Genomic DNA, 21820 nt, shown 5'->3' with positions numbered 1-21820 from the left:
AAGGGTGATTTGCATGATGGTTTTATTTTATCTATTTGTTTTTAAATAAGTAAATAAAAATACTAAAAAATTAATCTAAAAAAAATTGACCAAACTGACAAATCAGATTGGTCAAAGTGACTTTTATGAGGATGAGTTACGCAAACTGACGAATCATTTTACGTACATTGGTTTTTGCTTCAATCACAGTCATAAATGTATAAGCACCAATAAACTTACGGCTAATAAACATAAATTCTTTTGGTGGCACCGAGAAATAACGTGAAGCCATGGATTGTGCTGCTTGTTGCATAACGCGGCTATGAAGCTGACTTTTTTTCCAATCATAACGATCTTGATCATCCATAATGCCTGCTGGCATATTTGGATTGTTACTTGGACAGCTAAATGCTTCAGTTGCAACCAAAAACACATCTGCCATACCCGGTTTAATGCTTTCAGGCATCGCATCAAAAAACTCATAACCTGTCATGGCTTTTACCATTGCAGCTTTATCATGCTCATAACCGGCTTGAATCAAGTTACGTGCCACAGAGAGTAAATTGTCATCAAATTGGCGAATTGCACCAAAATCAAGTAAAACGATTTTATCTCTTACATCATCGCCATTGCCTAGACGAACCAAATAATTACCAAAGTTTGGATCGGTCTGCATTTCACCCCATTCAAACAGTTCACGTACAGCAATTTCTAAAGAAGCTTCGCCCAATTGGTTTCTACGTTCTTGAGGTAGAGAGAGCATAACAGGGCTGTTAATCGGCACACCACGCTCGAAGGTCATACAGAGCACTTTTTCAGCACAGAACTCATTTACAATTTGAGGAACGATATAGCGAGGATCTTCTTTTAAACGTGCGGCAAAGCGGCGAGTTGTGGCTGCTTCGATGCCGTAATCCACTTCACGATGCATCATTTCACGAACTTCATCAAACCATTGATCAAATTCACGTGTTTGCGGCACCATGCGAGTGAGTTTCAACATGTTTTTGAACAGATTCATATCTGAGTCAATCGCTTCAGCAACACCCGGATATTGAATCTTTAAAACCAGCTCTAAGCCATCAGATTTACGTGTAGCGCGATGTACTTGTGCCAGTGAGGCTGTTCCGATCGGCTCATGATCAATGGTTAGATCGTCTAATCTCGAACCTAATTGTGCTTGTAAATGCACTTTAATCGCAGGCCAAGCTAACGCTACAGTTTGATTGTTGAGCGTATTTAAAGCTTGTGTGATTTCTTCAGGTAAAAAATGTTCGCCATATAAAGCCATCATTTGTCCAATCTTGACGATCGACCCTTTGAGCTTACCGATTTCTGCGACGAGGTAATTGGCTTGATCACTCATGGCTTTTTTACGTTTTTTTTCTTTTTCTTCCTCATTGGAAAACATAGAAGTCGCGTTAGCTGTTGCCCAACGTGTGCCAGCGAGTAAAGAAGCTTTTGCGATCGATAAGCGACGATCCACAGACGAGGTTTTCAGGTTCTTAAGCTTATCGTTCTGATCGGACATGAAAGAAAAATCCTATGCTGAAATCGAAGGGAGTGAAGCCGAGAGCTAAATTGTAGTGGATATTACAGCTTTTAAACGTATTAAAATAGTTCAATCGTTTGAATTATCAGTCTAAATTCGTGAAACAGATCAATGGTTCAAAATAGCCTAAGTAATTTGCTAACCTTTTGAATCACATTGATATACAAATGTCCTAAATTTTAAACTGAATCTTCAATGTTGATTTCTGCATCAGAGCTTCACGATTTGAATGAATATGCTTAATCAACATTTGTTTTACAAAGTTGTGATGGAAACCAAGCGCATGCGCTTTAACGATAATGATGCTAGGCAAGGTGAAAAAGAAGTACTTAGTGTCTTCTAACGTTGCATTCTGAAAAATACCTTCTTCAATTAAAGTATCTTTTAGAAATTGCTTTTCAGCTTGTACAGCAGTGGATGATTCATCTTCCCAGTAATTATGGCGCATTGCCATTAAATTGTTATGTTTGTAGCTCATGAGTTGCTGTACCGAATCATTTACATTTAAGAAATATATGAGGATGACATGCAATTTATCAAGAATAGTTTTATGTCTAAAATAGCCTAAGTAAATTTAATCTTGTTTATTAGAATGCTACACTATTAACACTTTTAAAAATCAAATGAAGAACATAGATCTACTATGACACCAGCATGTAAGTTATTGGAAAAAAATAAAATAGCATTTTCAGTTCACGAATATGAGCATGATGCTAATGCCAAAAGTTTTGGTTTAGAAGCAGCCGAAAAGTTAAATTTGAATGTGGAAGAAGTGTTTAAAACACTCATGGTAACAGATGGGAAAAATTATTTTGTGGCGGTATTGCCTGTAAATAATCAATTGAACCTCAAAAAAGTTGCTGCCGCAGTGGGCTGTAAAAAGCTACAAATGGCAAATCCAAAAGATGCTGAACGTTTAACTGGTTATTTGGTTGGAGGAATTAGCCCATTAGGGCAGAAGAAACGATTAAAAACAGTGATTGATGCAACGGCGAAAGCTTTTAACAAGATATATGTAAGTGGTGGGAAGAGAGGATTGGACATAGGACTTGCTCCGCACGACTTAGCACAAATACTTAGCGCTGCTTTTTTTGATGTTTTGGATGTTTAATATGTGAAAAGTATATTAATTCGGCATATTTTCAAAAATTTTTATATCTATAAAAACAATTGATGTTAGAGAGCTGATCATATTATCTAATAATAACGATTGTTCTTCTTTGTATCTTTTTAAAGCAGATTTCCAATAAAAACATTTTAAATCAATAGATTAAGAATAATTCTTTATTTTAATTATTAAATTGAAATTATAAATGATAATTATTATCATTAATATAATCTTAACCATAAGACTTTATGCTAAGGTTTGTTTAGAGCTCAAAACATTTCGAAAAAAAATTTACTCTCTTCATAAGAGGATACCGACAGATGCAATCACTTGCTAATCGGTTGGCGATACAACATTTCGTCAACGCATATACGCAAGAAACTGGCAAAGGTCACTTGCTAAATCAAAATCAGCAAAATTCGCAACAACTAGCGTTTAGCCAAGGTTTGACGCTGTTATCGTTACCGATACATTCGATACATGCACAATGTTATTTCCCTTTATCTTATGTCAGTCGAGTCGGACGACATCGTTTAGCCGATCTTCCACAGATTATTATTCATGGACAAATTAAAACCTTAAGCCCAGTCTCGATCGTGGGGCTTTTACTTGAAGAGCTGGTTTTTGAATCGTCTATTCTCTTAGATGCCTCGTCTTTAGTCGAGAAATGGATTCAAAGTCGTGATGCGCTACAACAGTTTTTACAAAATCGTGAACATGAATTTGATGATTTAATAAAAGCAGGGCAAAGCTTTATTGAAACAGAGCAAGCTTTGATTTTGGGGCATAGTATGCATCCTGCGCCAAAAAGTAGAACGGGCTTTGTTCACGAGGATTGGCTGAAGTTTTCTCCTGAAAATAAAAGCCTGACGCAGATGTATTATTGGTTAGTTCATCAGGACTATATTGCTGAAGGTAGTGCAACAGATGAGCGTATTTCTAGTCAATTAAAAAAAGCGTTACAGTGGTATTTGTCTGAAGCGGATCTAAGTCTCCTAAGAACACACACGGAATATAAGTTACTCCCTTTACATCCGTGGCAAGCACGTTATTTACAAAGCAAACCGTGGTTTGAACGTTTAAGGCAAACAGGGCAATTGCTTGATCTTGGTTTGCGCGGCTGGCAATTTTCTCCTACGACATCGATTCGAACTTTAGCAAGTTTCAATGCACCGTGGATGATGAAGCCGTCACTTTCGGTGATGATCACCAATTCTATTCGTGTGAATTTAGCCAAAGAATGTCATCGTGGCGAACTTACACATCGTTTATGGCACAGCGAATTTGGTCAAAATATTCTAAAGCAGTGCCCAAGCTTGAAAGCAGTCAATGACCCAGCTTGGATTGCGTTGAAAATTGATGAAGAAGTGGTAAATGAAAGTATTTGTATCTTCAGAGACCAGCCATTTCATCCACAACAGCAAGTCACCTGTATTGCATCTTTATGTCAGGATCATCCGAGTAAACCGTTAAACCGATTTAATGCACTGTTTGCAAAAATAGCCAAAGCAAATCATGAAACAAATTATTCAGACATTGCCTTGGATTGGTTCAATCGTTTCCTTGAGGTTAGTTTGCAACCCTTGATGTATGTCTATCATCGTCATGGTATGGCATTTGAATCGCATCAACAAAATGTGTTACTTGAATTAGAGAACCATTTCCCAAAAACTTTGTGGTTACGTGACAATCAAGGTTTCTATTATATCGAAGAGTTTGCCACTGAAATTTTAGCAGCACTCCCTGAACTCAAAGAAAAAGCCTTTGCGGTAGGCCCTAAAGATTTTGTGGACGAGCGTTTTAGTTATTATTTCTTTGGTAATACTTTATTTGGCATTATCAATGCGATTGGAGCAACAGGTTATATTAGTGAAGATATCCTGCTCGAATATTTAAAAGTATTCTTACAAGAGCAGTTGCTGAAATATCCAGATAGCACTTTATTACAAGGTTTATTGTTCAATGACACCTTGCCATATAAGGGGAATTTACTGACGCGGTTGCATGAACTAGATGAGTTGATTTCACCTGTCGAACATCAATCCGTTTATGTACAACTGCCAAATCCGCTGTGTATCTCACAGAAGGATGTCAGTTATGCTTGATTTTATTGGAATAGGTTTAGGGCCATTTAATTTAAGTCTTGCTAGCTTGCTACAAAATAAAAGCGCTTTGAATTATGTGTTTTTCGAGCAAAAGGCTCAGTTTGATTGGCATGCGGGAATGCAGTTACCCAATACGGTATTGCAAGTGCCATTTATGGCAGATTTGGTGTCAATGGTTGATCCAACCAACCCCTTTAGTTTCTTAAATTATCTACGTCATCAGCAACGTTTATATAAGTTCTATTTTTTAGAGCAACCACATATCCCTCGTTGTGAGTATAACCATTATTGCCGATGGGTTGCTGAGCAACTCGATTGTATCGAATATCAATCGCGTGTTTTAAAGATTGAGCCTCAAACAATTGGTTTTAAAGTGGTTGTGGAATCACAAGGTGTTCAACAAAGTTATTTATGCCGTCATTTAGTAATCGGTAGCGGTAATGTGCCTTATTTACCTGAATGTTTGGCTAAAGTTCAGCAACAGCAACCACAACAATGTCTGCATTCAGCTCAGTATATGACACACGCTGATGCGGATTTACACGGCGATGTAGTGGTACTTGGTGCTGGACAGTCTGCGGCTGAGGTGTTTATTGATCTGTTTGATGAACAACAGGATAAATCACGTCATCAATTTGATTTGCATTGGTTTACGCGTTCTCAAGGTTTCTTCCCAATGGAATATGCGCCATTAGGTTTAGAACACTTTAGTCCAGACTATGCACAGCATTTTTACGAATTGCCAGTACAGCAAAAAGATCAGCAATTGCAGCAGCAGGCTTTGTTGTATAAGGGCATCAGCGCAAAAACGATTCGGGAAATTTATCAAAAGCTTTATCACCGCTCCATTGCAGGGCAGCGTTTACAAACGCATTTGCATAGCCAATGTGAGTTGAAAGACGCAGAAGTGTTGGATACGCAAAAAATTCGTTTGTATTTCCAACACCGTGCCACACCACAGGCTTTCCATCTCGATTGTGATTTCTTGGTCGCAGCAACAGGCTATTTCACACCAGACTTTGAGTTTATGCAATTGCTGAAGCCATATATTGAATTTGACCATAAACAGCGCTGGAAAATCACTGAGGACTATCGTGTTGTTCATCATTTGAATGGCAATATTTTTGTCCAAAATCAGGAAATGCATAGTCATGGTGTTGGGACGCCTGATTTAGGGCTTGGTGCATACCGCGCAGCAACAATTATCAATCAATTGCTTGGCGAGCAACTCTATGATCTTGGTCAGCAAGAGAAAACTTTCCAACATTTTAATCTCTCCCAAAACCCTAAAATTTGTTTAGCAGATGAAAACGTACGTTCAGATGATTGCCTCGGTGAAAAAGTGAGTAGCAAAAACCATTTGATTTTAAAGAAAACAGAACAGGGCGTGTTGATAGCACATTCAAGCAGCCGTTGTTCCAATAAACGTACTCAAACTACTTCTGCGCATCCAACGTATGAGAAACTGATATGAACTTTGCAACGTTAAAAATTAATCAGCAGCAATGGCGTGCCGCAGGACAGCGTCTTATTGAAATGGCAATTGCAGAGTTTCTCTATGAAGAAATTATTGAAGTGAACGCTTCAACTGCTGGACATTACCAGTTAGATCTAGGCGATCGTCACTATGAGTTTCAAGGTCATCCATATTTGCTTGGGCATTGGAAGATTTTGGAAGGTTCTGTACGTGATCTAAGTCATGATCAGGATCAACCTGCTTGGAATCTGCATGAATTTATTGTTGCTATGGCTGACAGTTCCAATGTAAAGCCATTTACCAAAGCGTATTTGATTAAAGAAATGAACAATACTTGGTTGGCAGAAGCGCATTTATTTGATGTGAATCGCTTGGCAAGCCATGCGGTTTTGACTGAACCACATTATAAAGTTGAAGGCATGTTACGTGGTCATCCTTGGCTGATTATGAGTAAAGGACGTATGGGTTTTGGTTATGATGATTATCTTTCATCAGCGCCAGAACTTTCACCTGAAATGAAAGTGCTCTGGTTAGCAGTCCATCGTGATTTAGCTGAATATCGCAGTACTCAAGAATGGAACGCATGTGATTTGTACCAACACGAATTTGATACAAATGAACTGCAACAGTTCCAAAGTATTCTACAAACGAAAAACCTAAACCCACAAGATTACTTTTTGATTCCAGTCCATGCTTGGCAATGGCATCAATGGCTTGTTCCAACTTATGCCAATGAAATCGTGGATCAGAAAATTATTGAGCTGAGCATCAGTCAAGATAGCTATGTGCCGATGCAGTCAATTCGCACGCTTTGCAATACATCAAACCTACAACGTCATTACATTAAGATGCCTGTCAGTATTTTTAATACAGCAGTTTATCGCGGATTACCATCGAAACGTAATCTTGCTGCTCCAGCAGTGACGGCATGGTTAAAACAAATCCATCAACAGGATCAAGATCTACAGAAAACAGGTGTCATTTTTTTAGGTGAAGTTGCGACTTTAACCATACATCAGCCCTGTTTTGATCGAATAGAAGGTGCGCCTTATCAATTTAAAGAGTTATTTGGTTGCTTATGGCGCGAAAGTGTAGATCGCTATGTTGATCCATCTCAACAAGTGCTTTCTCAAGCTGCTTTATTACATCGAGATATTTCAGGGCAGTCCATTCTCAGTGTGTTGATTCAAGCTTCAGGTCTCAATCCGTTGCAATGGTTAGCGCAATTTGCACAAGTTTGTCTTAGCCCGTTGTTGCTTTGTTTGTACCGCTACGGTTTGGCATTCTCACCCCATGGCGAAAACACCATGCTGGTACATGAAAATGGTGTACCAAAAGCATTGGTCTTAAAAGACTTTATTGATGATATTAATTTGGTCGATGAGGATTTCCCAGAGTTGGCTCAATTGCCATCTGAAGCTGATTTGTTATTACGTCATGAAGCCTCTGATTTGAGTCACTTTATTTTCACTGGTCTATTCATGGTGCATTACCGTTATATCTGTAATGTGTTCTTGCAAGATTATCCTGAATATTCAGAGCTGGATTTTTGGCAAACGATTTCTAATACGATTGTTGAATTTCACCATCAACATCCAGAACTGGCAGAGCGTGCTGAAAAGTTTGCCATGTTACGCCCAACCTACACCAAAATTTGTCTAAACCGTGTGCGTTTATTTACCACAAGTTATAACGATGAAGCAGAACGTCCTGTGCCTGTTTTCCTTGATCCAATCGCGAATCCTGTTAGTCCGAGCACCTTAGCTGACTGGTCAGTCCAGAATGTTAATACTAAGGCAGGCTAAGCATTTGTAAACAATTTTTGAATTTGAAGGTTTTGATATGAAAACAATCTCTAGACAACTTCCTGATTTTTTTGAATACTATGAGAATGGGACGCAATACTATTTAAGACAAGTCCAATATCCACAAGATATTCCTTTATTACACAAATGGATGCATGAACCACATGTGATCCCCCAATGGCAATTAAATAAGTCTGAATTAGAACTACAAGTTTATTTTGACAAGATGCTAGCGGATGATCATCACCGTTTACTCATTGTGGGTATTGATGGAAAAGATGTGGGTTATACCGAAATCTATGAAGGTAAACGGGATCGTTTAGGTCGTTATTATGAAGGTGATGATGATGATTTAGGTTGGCATTTGTTATTTGGCGATAAGTCTGTTTTTGGCAAAGGCTTTTTGCGTCCAACGATTCGTTTACTGAGTTTCTATATTTTTGAATATTCAAATGCTAAAAAAATCGTAGGAGAACCAGATCATACGGTTAAACCTTATGCAGCGGTAGTAGAAGAGCTTTGCTATGAAAGTCAACGTCTGATTCCGATGCCAGAGAAAACTGCCATGTTGTATTACTGCTATAGAGAAACGTTTTATCACAAGTTTGGGGAATATTACCAAGCTTCTCAACAACAGCTCGCTGAACAGCCAGCCAAATCCTTGAGTGTTACATGAGCTTATTGATCAATGAAAAGTCAATCAATGAGATGCACATCTTAGACATGCGCTTTGCGGCGCAAGTCTCAGTGGCAGAATTTGAACAATGGCTAGCACATATTCAGCACTATTTTGAACAAAAAAGAAATTTTGTGTTGATTATGCAGACCGATGTGAATACAGCATTTCCTGAAGAATACCGCGCGATACAGGGCAAGTGGTACAAACAATATAAACAAGATTTTTACCAGTATTGTTTGGGTTTTGCTCGTATTGCGCAGGACGAAGAGGATCGTATTCGATTAGATACACCTGCTTTGCATAAAGCATGGCACGTTCCGTATTTTGTGAGTGTCGATAAAACTGATGCCATGCAATGGGCGATGCAGAGGTATTTATGAATCAGCAAAATACGCTCAATATTCAAAAAGTATCTGCATTAAGTCTATCTGTTGTCGTCGTGCTTTATTTAGCACATGCCTTACCATTGTACTTTTACAACGTTGCATTACCTGCGATTTTGCGTCATCAAGGTGTAGATTTACGCTGGATTGGGATGTTGTCGCTGCTCTATATTCCATGGGCATTTAAGTTCTTTTGGGCACCATTAATCGATCGTTTTTATTTTAAAGCACTTGGCAAACGTAAAACTTGGCTTCTATTTACGCAGATCGCATTGGTCTTGGGTGTGGTCGCTTTAGCACTCACGCAGTTCGATTATGGACTTGGTGTATTTGTCATCGTAGGGCTTTGGATTTCAACTTTTGCTGCAACCCAAGACATTGCGATTGATGGCTATACCGTCGAAACTTTTTCAGAATCTGAGTACCGCTTAGGGAGTATGGCGCAAAGCATTGGCGTTGCACTTGGCAGTATGGTGGGTGGTGCTGCGACCTTATGGCTTTATCAGCTTTACGGTTGGCAGACGGCACTGATGTCACTTGCTGCAATGACTGCATTGACTATGCTTGCCATTTCCCAAATCAAAGAAAAATCAAGCACCGAGAAAATTGCAAAGCAACCACCGAGTCTGATCCGAGCTTTTAAACGCCCTGAAATGTTATGGGCTTTAGCATTGATCGTTTGCTATCGCATCGTTGAAGCACCAGCAATGGCAATGCTGAACCCAATGCTGATTGATCAAAAATGGTCACTGTCTGAAATTGGTGTCCTCATGTCAGTGATTGGAGCTGGTGTAGGGTTTTTAGCAGCCGTATCTGCTGCATTTCTTTTGAAAAAAATAGCAGCAACACAATTACTGATTTGGGCAGGTTGGGCACGAACTTTGATTTATGCCTTATTGGGAGTTGCTGTTTTACTCAGTTGGTTTGATCAATGGCAGAGATTACTTGGCGTATTTGTTGTTGTCATTCTTGCGATTCGTTATATCGCGATGACGGCGTTATATGCACATTTCATGCAGACCAGTTCCAAAGAGCAAGCTGGAACGGATTTTACCATTTTAGTTTGTTTTGAATTATTGGTTTATTTCATTGGTGGTGCGATGTCAGGTTTCTTAGCCAAAGCGTTTGGCTATGGAAACTTTTATTTAATTCTTGCCGCTACATCCATTTTGAGCGTTTTACTCAGTCAGGTTTTGATTTCCAAAGCAAAACAATCGAAACAACTTATCTAGGGGTTATTTATGAAAGTTCATACGCTTTCGACAACATTAACACTTTTGAGCTTGGCGGTGAGCGCTCAGCTTTATGCGCAAACAACTGAGATCGATACAACGACTCAAGCCAATGTTGCAGCAGAAGTTCAAAAGCCAACACAACTTGCACCGATTGTTGTGACCGCATCACGTTCAGCACAAAGTATTGCTGAGATTGCAGGGACGGTTTACAGCATCAGCCAAGAAGATATTGCGAAACAAGCAGCAGCAGGTAAAAGTACAGCGGATATTTTAGGTTTTTTGGTTCCATCGTTAACACCAAGTTCTGGTACAACCAGTAATTACGGTATGACCATGCGTGGTCGTACTGTGCAATATATGATTGATGGTGTACCACAAACTGGATCACGTGATAGTTCGCGTCAGTTAAATAGCATTAGTCCAGACATGATCGAGCGAGTTGAAGTTGTATCAGGTGCTAGCAGTATCTATGGTGCTGGTGCTACTGGGGGGATCATCAACATTATCACCAAAAGAGGTTCTAGTGATGGCGTAAACTTTGAAACAAAACTTGGTGTTACATCTGGCGATAATTTCAAAAGCGATGCTTTAGCTTATGAAGCATTTCAGTCCGCATCTTTTAATCAAGGTGATTGGAGTGGTTTTTTAGGGGCAAGCTATACCAAACGTGGAGAAATCCAAGACAGCCATGGTGATCGTGTCGGTCCAGAAATTGCACAAACAGACCGTCAAGATACAGACACTGTAGATGTTAATGGTCGTTTGAGCTGGCAGTTTGCAGACAAACAAAAACTAAGTGTTGGTGCACAGTACTATAACGATGAACAAGACAGTGAGTATGGTGCTGACTATGGTCCAGGTTTAGCTGTGTTATTAGTTAAAGGCACAAAACCAAGCCAGAAAGCGGTTAAAGGTTTAGAGCTTGATACTCAACCACGAACAAAGCGTGGTGCGGTAAATGCCCAATATGAAAATCAAGATTTTTGGGGACAGACTTTAAATGCAGAAGCTTACTATCGTACTGAAAAAGGCAGATTCTATCCAAGTGCAAATGCTTTAGTACATTCATCTATTTCAGGAGGCGGAACAAATATTGTTACCCAATCTGAAACAGATATTGATGTATTTGGTGCACGTGTGGCACTGCAAAGTAAGTTAAATGTTGCTGAACGTGCGCTAAACTTAACTTATGGTGTAGATTATGACCAAGAAAAAGGAAGTGCAACAGCACAATTATATGATTTAACAACCTTTATGGTGAGTAATGGTCTGAAATTCAAGCCTTTAAATAATTATGTTTTTGGTCCGGATGTTGATACGGAAAAGCTTGGTTTCTTCTTACAAAGCCAATTTGAAGCAACAGATCGCTTAAATCTACAAGCTGGTATTCGTCATGAGCGTATTGATAGTGATGTTAAAGACTCAGTTCCTTATTCTGAAGCAATGGTTGCCGACTTTGTTCCAACTTATCAAGCTAAAACTTTAAAAGGTGGTTCAGTTAAGCATGATGCAACACTTTTCAATGTGGGTGCACTTTATCATTTAACCGATGCACAACAGGTGTTTGCAAACTTCTCGCAAGGTGCGAATTTACCTGATGTACAACGCATGTTGAGAGATGTTCCAGCAAACTTTGTTGTAAGTAATCAAACGATTGATCCAATCAAAGTAAATAGTTTTGAGTTAGGTTGGCGTCTACAAGATGACGCATTAAGTACAGGTATTACGGCGTTCTATAACAAATCTGACAAATCGTTGAAATTTGGTCCGCCAAGTTTTGCGATTGAGGTTATTGATACTGATGAACGAGTGTATGGCGTTGAAGGTAATGTCAAATATACCGTTTCAGATGATTGGAATGTCGGAGGGACTTTAGCTTATACACGTGGTCAGTTCAAAAACTCAAATGGTAAATGGCAAGAGCTAGATGCAATTCGAGTAGCGCCTTTAAAAGCAACAGTATATTCAGACTGGCAATTTAATGATGGTCTAGGGTTGCGAGTACAAGCTTTAGCTATCGATGGTACGGATAAAGCACGTAAAGACGCGATTGCAAATAGCAGCAGTCCAGCAGCAGAAATTAAAGGTTTTGCGGTTATGGATGTGATTGCCAATGCAAAAGCTGGTCCAGGGACATTAGGCTTTGGTGTTTATAATGTTTGGAATACAGATTACAAGTCAGTATATAGCCAAGCAGTTTCAACTGTATACGGTGATATCTCTAGCCTACCAGCTCAAGGTCGTACTTATGGTTTGAGCTATACACTCAAATACTAATCCAATCAAAAAGGCATCTTCACAGGATGCCTTTTCTTTTGATGAATACACATTATGCAGCAAAATTTTAAATTATTGGCTTGGGCAACTTTAGCCAACGGCACTTGTTTCTCAATGATTTTGCCTTTACTCGCACCATTAATTCGTGAGCTTGGCTTAACAGAGTTACAAGGTGGCATGATTGTTTCAGCAGGTGCGATTTGTATGGCAATTGCATCCATTCTGATCGCCAAAGGGAAAAAAATACAGACGCCTTATCAATTAATGAATTATGGTTTCTGGGGCATGACCATTACTTGGGCTATATTTACAGCAATTCTCTATTTGGGAATACAACAGACATTACCTGTTTTGGTTATTTTTGCATTGTTAGTGATTAGTCGAGCCAGTACGGGTGGTTTTATGGCGATGCCACAAATTGGTCTACAAAGTTATGTGATGCAACATGTCATAGATGAGCAACAACGCAGCCAAAAAATGGCGATGTATGGCGCGATGAATAGTTTAGGTATGATCGTTGGCCCATTTCTGACCTCAGTGTTATTGTTCGGTGGAATTCTATTGCCGATGTGGGTTGCTGTCATTTTATTGGTGGTTTTTAGTTTAATTATTACGCTCTATTTTCAGAAAGACTCGGTGATGTCTGCTGTAACTGCTGAAAAACAACAAGATATAACACAAGCAGATTCTTTCTCACTGAAGCCAGCGCTGCCTTGGTTGATACTTGGGTTTAGTACATTCGTCGCGATCGTCACTTTGAATATGACTGCTGGATTCTATATTCAAGATCATTTTCAATTAACAACACAACAAAGTGCGATTTATTTTTCCCAATGTATGCTCATCGTTGGCTTTAGCTTGGTGGTTACGCAGATCCTGATTGTAAAAGTAATGCGTTTGAAATTGATGGCATTGGTATTGTTGGGTACATTTAGCATGATGATTGGACTAATCCTATCGTTATATGCGATGCATATTTGGATATTTCAAGCAAGCTATGTGTTCTATGGGGTTGGTGTGGCAAGCCTTTTACCTGCATTTACAACTGGGGCAGCCCAATCTGTTGCTCAATCAGCACAAGTCAAAATGGCAAGTTTTTGTACAGCCACTCAAGCGATCGGTTTAATCGTAGCGCCTTTACTGAGCACTTTTTTATATCAATGGGGCATTCAATTACCATTTTATTCGCTCTTAATACTGATGATCGCTGTGGTGATTTATTTACTGGTCATATCATTTTCAAATCAGAAGACCTTGCTCAGAAATTTTTAATATTTTTTAGTTACGTATAAGATTTTTGGGTGGAATAAAAAATGAATAATGGCATCGTTCCAGATTTTCGCCCCATCAATAATATACAGAGTTTAGGCATACGCTTTACTGCGTATGTCTAATCAAAAGCATAAATTCGCTCAATAAACGATCATATTTTTTCTAATAGAGCAAGTATTTTGCTTGGTTCTAACAAAATAAGATGAGAAAAGCACATTGTTGAATAATATTTAATCAATTTCATTTCATTTATTTACAGTCTGAATTATTGGCATCTTTATTGGTTACTCTAGATAGCGTAATAAATATTTTAGGAGTCAAAATGCTGATTTTTCATGATTATCCTGTTCATGGGGCAATTTTTGATATGGATGGAACAATGTTTGATACTGAGCGGTTACGGTTTCAAACATTGAAACAGGCATCTCAAGAACTCATCGGACAGGAATTTTCAGATGATTATCTCATGAACTGTTTAGGTTTGAGTGCAACAACGGCTGAGCAACTTGCTCAAAAATTTTATGGTGAGGATGTTCCTTATCAAGCAATTCGAAAGCGTGCGGATGAATTAGAATTAGAGTCTGTTCGACATCTCGGTGTACCGATTAAAAAGGGATTGGTTCAAGTTCTAGAGCGTTTAAGAAAGTCTGGTTTAAGGATGGCTGTTGCGACTTCAAGCCGTCGGGCAATCGCCGAAGAGTATTTAATTAATGCCAACGTGTATAAGTTTTTTGATGTATTGGTTTGTGGTGATGAAGTCGAAAAAGGCAAGCCACATCCCGAAATTTTCTTGAAAGCTGCGGAACAGTTAAATTTAGATACATCGACATGTTTAATGTTTGAAGATTCAGAAAATGGTATTCGCTCTGCATTTGATGCTAGTGGTATCACTATTCTGCTTAAAGATATCAAAGAACCAAACGATGATATGCTTTCAAAGGCAAATTTCTATTATCAAGATATGTATGCGTGTCTAAATGCTTTGGATCAATATATTCCTGAAATGGGGATGCCGATTTTACAAGAAGCTTTTCCGCAAAGCCTGAATCAGTTGACAGTTGGTATTCATGGTTTTGGGGCAATAGGTGGCGGATATATTGCTCAAGTTCTGTCGCACTGGGATGGTTTTACCCGACCTAAACGAATTTTGGCTTCGACCAGAAATCGTTTGTATCTCGAGTCTGTGAATACATTTGCTGGGTATAGCATTCGATATGGTCAATCCTCTTATGATGAGCGAATTGACAATCTAACCGCCATTGATGCCAACAATGAACAGCAAATGCTTGAAATGTATATGCAGTCGAGCCTGATTGCATTGTGTATCCCTGAAAATGCGATTGAATCTGAAGCGCGAGTGATTGCGAAAGGCTTACTTGCACGGTTTATGTCGCAAGATATACAGCAAAATAATGAACCCATTACATTTTTAATCATTCTCAATAAAGTCTGTGCAAAGTATCTCGTACTCAAATATATTCGTGATGCTTTACTTGAAATAACTGATGAAGATATCGCTGAACACATTCTAAGTGAACACTATTTTTGCGATACCGTCGTGAATCGAATGGTTTCAAAACTGACCGACCAAACCCTATACCGCCAACTCAACATTAAGCATCGTTTATATATACAAAGCCAAGCTAACTTGAATGCAGATGCTATTGAGCTTTCAGATGAAACTACGTTGAGTGAAAAACACGAGCAACAAATGACACGATGCTTGGAGGAGCTACGAGAGCAATTTCAAGCAGGTCAATGCACACAAAATATGGATCTCATTTTATTCAACAGTGAAGCAGATATGCCCATTTATGTTGAAAATCGAAGTCCACTCTTAAGTAAAATGCGCCAAATGGTTTTAGTCGATCAGATTGCCGATATTCAAGTGATTAAAAATCGGTTGTGGAATGGTTGTCATGCTATGTTGGCGTGGTATGCAAGTCTAAATGACATGGAAACCATCGGTATCGCGATGTCTGATCAACGAATGCAGTGTTTTGTTGAGCAACTGGTTGATGAGGTTAAATTGGGTCTAGGCAATGTCGTGCCAAATCAAGCCAAAGAACTTGATCGTATGGCAGAGAGCTTTTTGGACTCATGTCGATCGGCCTACAAAGATCCTTGTGAGCGCGTGGCTAGAGATCCTTTAAGGAAGCTAAGTCTTAATGAACGCGTTTTGGGTAGTATCGAGCAACATATTCATCAGCACATTCCTTATCAAAATTTATTGAAAGGAGCGATTTATGGTTATGTATATGCTTTAAAAGTTCTGGATATAGATGAAATGGTGATCGTACAGCATCTACAAAAAAATATTGCGCAGTTGGATATTTCTGAAAGTCAGCGTAAAGCCTTGCTAGATGTACTCTATCGTGGGATACAGTCACAATTGAAAGAAGATGGTATGCAACTTGATGTTCAAAATCTCTTGGTCACTCGGCTAGAAAGCGTTTAAATGAAAGTACCAAAAGTGCTTTAAAGAATGAAGCAATTTATGTTTGAATAACACAACTTCAAAATGATCTACAAGTTGTGTTATTGCAAGCATTTACAAAACTGATGGCAACAGGTATTCATGATTATCCAGAATGGCATCATGGTCGGGTCAAATACGGTTTGTGGTATATCGAAATCAATCAGCCTGAACTGATTGTATATCTAGAACAATTACAACAAGCATTTTCAGATCTGCTGATTCCTTCGAATCAACGCCAATACCATATCACCTTATTTGTTGCAGGTTTCTTAACAGAAAGTTCACCGAAGTTTGATGATGATTTTGAAGTTTATAAACTGAATCAGCAGATTGAACAGCTTGAAAAATTACAGCTCGATACTTTTGAGCTCGAAGTAATGCATATTGATAGTTTTAGCAGTGCTTTATTTCTGCACATTCATGATAAAAATAATGTCTTAACTAAAATCCGTCAGCAACTTTCACAAACCTCAATTGAAATTGCCGCGCCAGTATATTGTCCGCACATCACATTGGGACTTTATCGTGCAGCTTGGAAAAGTGAGTTTGTTCTGCAACGTATTCAAAAACTGCCACTACGAAAATTTAAAATTCAGGTCAATCAACTCACTTTCGGCTATTATAAAGCTCAGATTTTACAAGGATTACTTTATCCTTATCACCAAATTAGACTGGATTAGATATGTTGCAACTGATTTTAGGTGGCGCACGTTCAGGTAAAAGTCGTTTAGCTGAGCAAGTCGCTAGAGAAAGCGGCTTATCTGTGGTGTATGTGGCAACAGCTCAAGCACTTGATGACGAAATGCAACAGCGAATAGAGCACCATCAGCAACAACGCCCAACGGAGTGGAAGCTTTGTGAAGAATCGATCTTTCTCGCTGATAAATTATTGCAATTGGATCAAGAAAATCAGTTGATTTTGGTTGATTGTCTGACTTTATGGTTGACGAACTTATTGCTGCACGATGATATTGAATTGCAGCAACAACAAACCGCAAAACTTTTAGATGTATTACCAAAGTTAAAATCAACAATCATTCTCGTCAGTAATGAAACGGGGCTTGGTGTCGTACCAATGGGTGAAATTAGTCGTCGTTTTGTCGATGAAGCAGGGCGTTTACATCAGGTTTTAGGGCAGTTAGCACATAAAGTTGTGTTTTGTGTGGCGGGCTTTCCAATGATTTTAAAAGATGAGAAATAGCATGACAGAATCTGTTCAATGGTGGTTGGAACCTGTTAAACAGCCCGATATGAATGCAAAATTGCAAGCTGAACAACGTCAATTGCAGTTAACCAAGCCCACAGGTGCGCTTGGCGATCTTGAACAGATTGCGATTACCTTAGCTGGATTGCAAGCAACAGTATACCCGCAAATTAAAACAACTTGGATTAGTGTTTTTGCAGGGGATCATGGTGTGGTTGCAGAAAATATTTCTGCCTATCCTCAAGCGGTGACACGCCAAATGCTACAAAATTTTGCCTCAGGTGGTGCTGCGATTAGCGTGATTGCCAAACATCATCATGCTCAGTTACAGGTGATTGATTGCGGAACTGTTGGTGAAGTTTACGATTATGTCGGTGTCGAGCGTCATTGTATTCGAGCTGGCACAGCAAACTTTGCACAACAAGCGGCGATGACTGAGTCAGAATGCTTAGCTGCGCTTAGCTTAGGTAAAAACAGTGTGGATTTAGCCAAATCAAAAGCAGCGGATATTTTTATTGCGGGGGAAATGGGCATTGGCAACACTTGTTCAGCCTCTGCGTTGGCATGTTTGTTATTAAATGAAAGTGCCCAACAATTGACTGGTGTAGGCACAGGTATCACCAATCAACAATTGCGACATAAGATTGACGTCATTGATCAAGCTGTAAAACTACACAAGTCTTATGTCGCTGATGATGCACTAAAAATCTTGGCGGCAGTGGGTGGACTTGAAATTGCTGCGATGACAGGTGCTTATGTACGTTGCGCACAGCTTGGTTTACCAATCGTGGTGGATGGCTTTATCAGTTCTGTAGCTGCTTTATGTGCGGTTCGTATTCAACCTAAAGTACGAGCGTGGATGTTATCCGGACATCAATCCGCTGAGTATGGCCATCAAAGAATATTAAAAGAACTCAATGCTGAGCCCATTCTCAAGATGAATCTACGATTAGGTGAAGGCAGTGGTGCAGGTGCAGCATTGTCGATGATACAACTGGCTTGTGTGCTGCATAATCAGATGGCAACCTTTGCAGAAGCGGCAGTTTCAGGGGATAAAGTTGCGGATTGATCTTCTGCGCCATGGTGAAACGACATTAAGCCATACTTTACGTGGACACCTTGATGATGAATTGACAGAGAAAGGTTGGTTGCAGATGCAAACAACCGTTCAAGGTTATCTTGACGCTCAGCAGTATTGGGATGTCATCATCAGTTCCCCTCTGCAACGGTGCCGTCTTTTTGCTGAAAATTTGGCCAATCAATTGCAACGCCCGCTATTGATCAATGAAAATATCAAAGAAATGTATTTTGGTGATTGGGAAGGTGTTTCAACTCAAAGGATTTATGAAACGACTCCTGAGTTACTGGCAAATTTTTGGCAATTCCCGACTCAATATCAAGCACCAAATGGTGAATCATTTGCACGATTTCAACAACGAGTCACGTTAGGTTTTGAACAAATTCATCAGCAAATGCAGGAGAACAGTTGGGAAACAGCGCTGATTGTTACACACGGAGGGGTAATAAAGTTACTAACCTGTTTAGCAAGACAACATAGCTTAGATGAGTTATTAAAAATGCCAGCAGAACTGGGAAAACTGTATCAATTAGAGTTGCTTGACACTGATAGTGGGATTGGTTTTATGGAAAAGACACTTGCTCCTTAGCTTCTAAATACAACTGTATTTAAAATTTTTACTGAATGGTTTAATAGAACTGTCATTGCTCCTGTCTATGATACATGGCACTTCTTTATCTATAAGCAAATAATTCATGAATATATTATTTAAAAGCAGTGTGTTATGCGCAAGTATCTTGTTGGTCGCTTGCAACAATGATGATCATCAGCAACCACAGACAAAGCCTGAAAATAATACACCATCAAAATATTATCAAACTAAAACACCTTATCAGCCCTTACAAGATCTAAAAAAATATGAGCCAATTCCACAAGGCTTCGAATCTGTTTTTACTGAATTAGTTGCACGTCATGGTTCTCGAGGCTTATCAAGTATCAAATATGATTTAGCACTTTATAATCTATGGAAACAGGCAAAGGCTGAAAATGCGCTGACCCCGTTAGGTGAAAAACTCGGTGCAGATCTAGAAAGCATGATGAAAGCAAATATTCTGTTAGGCTATGGTGTCGAGGGTATTCGCCAGTTTGGTTACGGCAATGAAAGTTTGACGGGGATTTTAGAGCATAGAGGAATTGCAGATCGATTATTGCAACGCCTACCAAATTTATTTAAAGCAGCAGAAAGCCAACCGTCATCTATTTTAGTGCAAAGTTCGGGTGTAGACCGTGCCGTGGATAGCGCTAAGTTTTTTACTGATGAACTTATTCAACAAAACCAAAAGCTTAAAGATAAAATTACACCAATTTCATATACTAGCCTAGCCAGTGAAAGTGTGCCAACAGTTGAAGATGGTGGCGTAGATCGCTTCAAGCTTTATTTCCATAAGTTAACGGCAGATCAAGATTTGGCTCAATCTTTATCTGAGCAAGAAAAAGCCGTTTATGATGCGAGTCAGGCTTACCAGAAATTTGCCGAAGAAGATCAGGATTTAGCTCAAAAGCTGAAAGAACTGACAGGTGATACACGTGCTGAAACGGTTGCAATGCAAGTGCTTAGGCCAATTTTCAAAGCTGAGTTTATTCAAAAACTAGGGACGAGTGAGGCTTATACTTTTAGCAATAATGGTTCATATAGCGTAGTCGCACCGAATGGGGAAACCATTACTGAAAAAGGCAAGGGTAAAAATAGCATTACTAGTGCTGTGGATGCAGCCGCTTATTTATATGAGCTTTATTCAATCATGGGAGGTATGCAGAGTGAACTCAAAGGTGTCGATTTTGATAAATATATGCCTGAAGATGCAGCAAAGTTCTATGCAGAATTTAATGATGCCAATGATTTCTATGAAAAAGGTCCCAGCTTTAGCGAGTCGAATCAAGTCACCAGTGCGATTGCTCAGGGATTGAAACAAGATCTGTTTAAGCAGGTCGATGCAGTCGTAGATAAACAACAATCACATCGTGCAGTTTTACGCTTTGCGCATGCTGAAATCATTATTCCGCTTGCGACGACTTTTGAGTTGCATAACATGATGCAAACTTTGCCATTACGCCAAACCTATAACTATACAAATAGTGCATGGAGAGGTGAATTGGTATCGCCTATGGCGGCCAATTTACAGTGGGATATTTATCAAAATGCTCAAGGAAGTACCTTAGTCAAAATGCTCTACAATGAAAAAGAAACCTTGTTCAAACCTTCATGTAACTATGCTCGATATCGCGCAAACAGTTTTTATTATGATTATTTAAAGCTTAAGCAATGCTATCAAATTCAATAATCTAACTTAATAATTTCTTAGGATGGGAATAGGCTTGCTATTCCCATTTTTATTTCTTCATAATGAGTGAATAAAAGATATAGCTTGGCTGAGATTTCTAGCATGACACCTTTTTGGATTGCCTTGCAATTTTTAACTGTTTTACCGATTCAATTAAAAAATATACCAACCGCACAGCAAAATGCACAAGCTATTTTGTTTTATCCTTTCATTGGACTATTGATCGGTTTGGTTTTATTTGCCTGCTCAATATTGCTATTCAAACTGCCAACCTTATTGCTGGCAAGTATTATCCTCGTATTGTGGATTTGGCTGACTGGCGGATTACATTTAGATGGATTAGCAGATACCGCAGATGCATGGGTTGGTGGTTTCGGTGATCCTGAACGTACACTTAAAATTATGAAAGACCCAGCATGTGGGCCTATCGGTGTTTTAAGTTTGATCATGCTTTGCTTGCTTAAATTTGTCGCTATTTATGTGTTATTAGAACAACAATTATCTACGCTTTTGATTATTGTCCCTGCAATTGGGCGAAGTGCGGCTTTATTTCTTTTCCTAACTACAAGCTATGTGCGAAAACAAGGTTTGGGACGTTCTATTGCTGATCTGATCCCAAAAACGGCGGCATGGATGGTATTTGTCATTACATTGTCATTTCTTTGTGTGTTTGGATGGTCTGGCATTATTTGTTTAGCAATTTTTTTACTGCTGCTGTTTTATTTACGTGCGAAGTTCATTGAAAGAATTGGTGGGATTACTGGTGATACGATTGGTGCTTCGATTGAGTTATCAGAGATGGGTGTCTTGATCAGTTTTCTGATTACATTTTTCTATCTGTCTTAGACTCATGAAATTGAATCTCGAGCGATATTGATCCTCTCATTGTTCGTGAGAGGATCAAA

Annotated in this window: 18 protein-coding genes; 16 read left to right on the top strand and 2 right to left on the bottom strand. The window is 39.1% G+C overall.

All coding sequences use genetic code 11. The features are described 5' to 3' along the window. Nucleotides 1-136: 136 nt before the first annotated feature. The gene (locus J2Y37_RS03025; RefSeq protein WP_004670989.1) at nt 137-1510 is read right to left on the bottom strand and encodes an AarF/ABC1/UbiB kinase family protein; all 1374 of its coding nucleotides are present in this window, start codon (nt 1508-1510) and stop codon (nt 137-139) included. Nucleotides 1511-1703: 193 nt separating this feature from the next. After that, nucleotides 1704-2009, bottom strand: a complete 306-nt coding sequence (locus J2Y37_RS03020) for a hypothetical protein (protein ID WP_004670991.1) — start codon at nt 2007-2009, stop codon at nt 1704-1706. A 165-nt stretch (nt 2010-2174) separates the two neighbouring features. Here J2Y37_RS03020 and ybaK point away from each other — a divergent pair, with 165 nt between their 5' ends. From ybaK to J2Y37_RS02940, 16 genes are all read left to right on the top strand, one after another. Further along, nucleotides 2175-2642 carry a Cys-tRNA(Pro) deacylase gene (gene ybaK / locus J2Y37_RS03015; RefSeq protein ID WP_349031816.1) on the top strand — a complete coding sequence of 156 codons (468 nt, stop codon included), beginning with the start codon at nt 2175-2177 and terminating at the stop codon, nt 2640-2642. A gap of 317 nt (nt 2643-2959) precedes the next feature. After that, nucleotides 2960-4744, top strand: a complete 1785-nt coding sequence (locus J2Y37_RS03010; RefSeq protein WP_349031815.1) for an IucA/IucC family protein — start codon at nt 2960-2962, stop codon at nt 4742-4744. After that, on the top strand, nt 4737-6218 hold the full coding sequence (locus J2Y37_RS03005; protein WP_349031814.1) for a SidA/IucD/PvdA family monooxygenase: 1482 nt from the start codon (nt 4737-4739) through the stop codon (nt 6216-6218). Before J2Y37_RS03010 ends, J2Y37_RS03005 begins: the two co-directional genes overlap by 8 nt. Then, nucleotides 6215-8026, top strand: a complete 1812-nt coding sequence (locus J2Y37_RS03000; protein ID WP_349031813.1) for an IucA/IucC family protein — start codon at nt 6215-6217, stop codon at nt 8024-8026. Before J2Y37_RS03005 ends, J2Y37_RS03000 begins: the two co-directional genes overlap by 4 nt. A 37-nt stretch (nt 8027-8063) precedes the next feature. Next, nucleotides 8064-8702 carry a GNAT family N-acetyltransferase gene (locus J2Y37_RS02995; RefSeq protein ID WP_004671001.1) on the top strand — a complete coding sequence of 213 codons (639 nt, stop codon included), beginning with the start codon at nt 8064-8066 and terminating at the stop codon, nt 8700-8702. Beyond that, entirely contained in the window at nt 8699-9085 is a 387-nt protein-coding gene (locus J2Y37_RS02990) for a hypothetical protein (protein ID WP_004671003.1), read from the top strand. The genes J2Y37_RS02995 and J2Y37_RS02990 overlap by 4 nt, the downstream gene beginning before the upstream one ends. Next, entirely contained in the window at nt 9082-10320 is a 1239-nt protein-coding gene (gene actC / locus J2Y37_RS02985) for a putative ferric acinetoferrin MFS transporter permease subunit ActC (protein ID WP_349031812.1), read from the top strand. The genes J2Y37_RS02990 and actC overlap by 4 nt, the downstream gene beginning before the upstream one ends. Nucleotides 10321-10329: 9 nt before the next feature. After that, on the top strand, nt 10330-12600 hold the full coding sequence (locus J2Y37_RS02980) for a TonB-dependent receptor (protein ID WP_349031811.1): 2271 nt from the start codon (nt 10330-10332) through the stop codon (nt 12598-12600). Between the two features lie 54 nt (nt 12601-12654). Continuing rightward, on the top strand, nt 12655-13872 hold the full coding sequence (locus J2Y37_RS02975; RefSeq protein WP_349031810.1) for an MFS transporter: 1218 nt from the start codon (nt 12655-12657) through the stop codon (nt 13870-13872). 322 nt (nt 13873-14194) lie between these two features. Further along, on the top strand, nt 14195-16330 hold the full coding sequence (locus tag J2Y37_RS02970; protein ID WP_349031809.1) for an HAD-IA family hydrolase: 2136 nt from the start codon (nt 14195-14197) through the stop codon (nt 16328-16330). A 77-nt stretch (nt 16331-16407) separates the two neighbouring features. Further along, on the top strand, nt 16408-17031 hold the full coding sequence (locus J2Y37_RS02965; RefSeq protein WP_349031808.1) for a 2'-5' RNA ligase family protein: 624 nt from the start codon (nt 16408-16410) through the stop codon (nt 17029-17031). 2 nt (nt 17032-17033) lie between these two features. Further along, nucleotides 17034-17552 carry a bifunctional adenosylcobinamide kinase/adenosylcobinamide-phosphate guanylyltransferase gene (gene cobU / locus J2Y37_RS02960; RefSeq protein WP_349031807.1) on the top strand — a complete coding sequence of 173 codons (519 nt, stop codon included), beginning with the start codon at nt 17034-17036 and terminating at the stop codon, nt 17550-17552. Nucleotide 17553: 1 nt separating this feature from the next. Beyond that, entirely contained in the window at nt 17554-18624 is a 1071-nt protein-coding gene (gene cobT / locus J2Y37_RS02955) for a nicotinate-nucleotide--dimethylbenzimidazole phosphoribosyltransferase (RefSeq protein WP_349031806.1), read from the top strand. Beyond that, nucleotides 18614-19222, top strand: coding sequence for a histidine phosphatase family protein (locus J2Y37_RS02950; RefSeq protein ID WP_349031805.1), 609 nt, complete (start codon nt 18614-18616; stop codon nt 19220-19222). Before cobT ends, J2Y37_RS02950 begins: the two co-directional genes overlap by 11 nt. A 106-nt stretch (nt 19223-19328) precedes the next feature. Beyond that, nucleotides 19329-20915, top strand: a complete 1587-nt coding sequence (locus tag J2Y37_RS02945; protein ID WP_349031804.1) for a histidine-type phosphatase — start codon at nt 19329-19331, stop codon at nt 20913-20915. 102 nt (nt 20916-21017) lie between these two features. Then, nucleotides 21018-21761, top strand: coding sequence for an adenosylcobinamide-GDP ribazoletransferase (locus J2Y37_RS02940; protein ID WP_349031803.1), 744 nt, complete (start codon nt 21018-21020; stop codon nt 21759-21761). Nucleotides 21762-21820 lie beyond the last annotated feature (59 nt).

The sequence above is a fragment of the Acinetobacter sp. 3657 genome (assembly GCF_031456775.1).
Classification (GTDB): Bacteria; Pseudomonadota; Gammaproteobacteria; order Pseudomonadales; family Moraxellaceae; genus Acinetobacter.
This window is presented reverse-complemented; position numbering and strand designations above follow the sequence as displayed.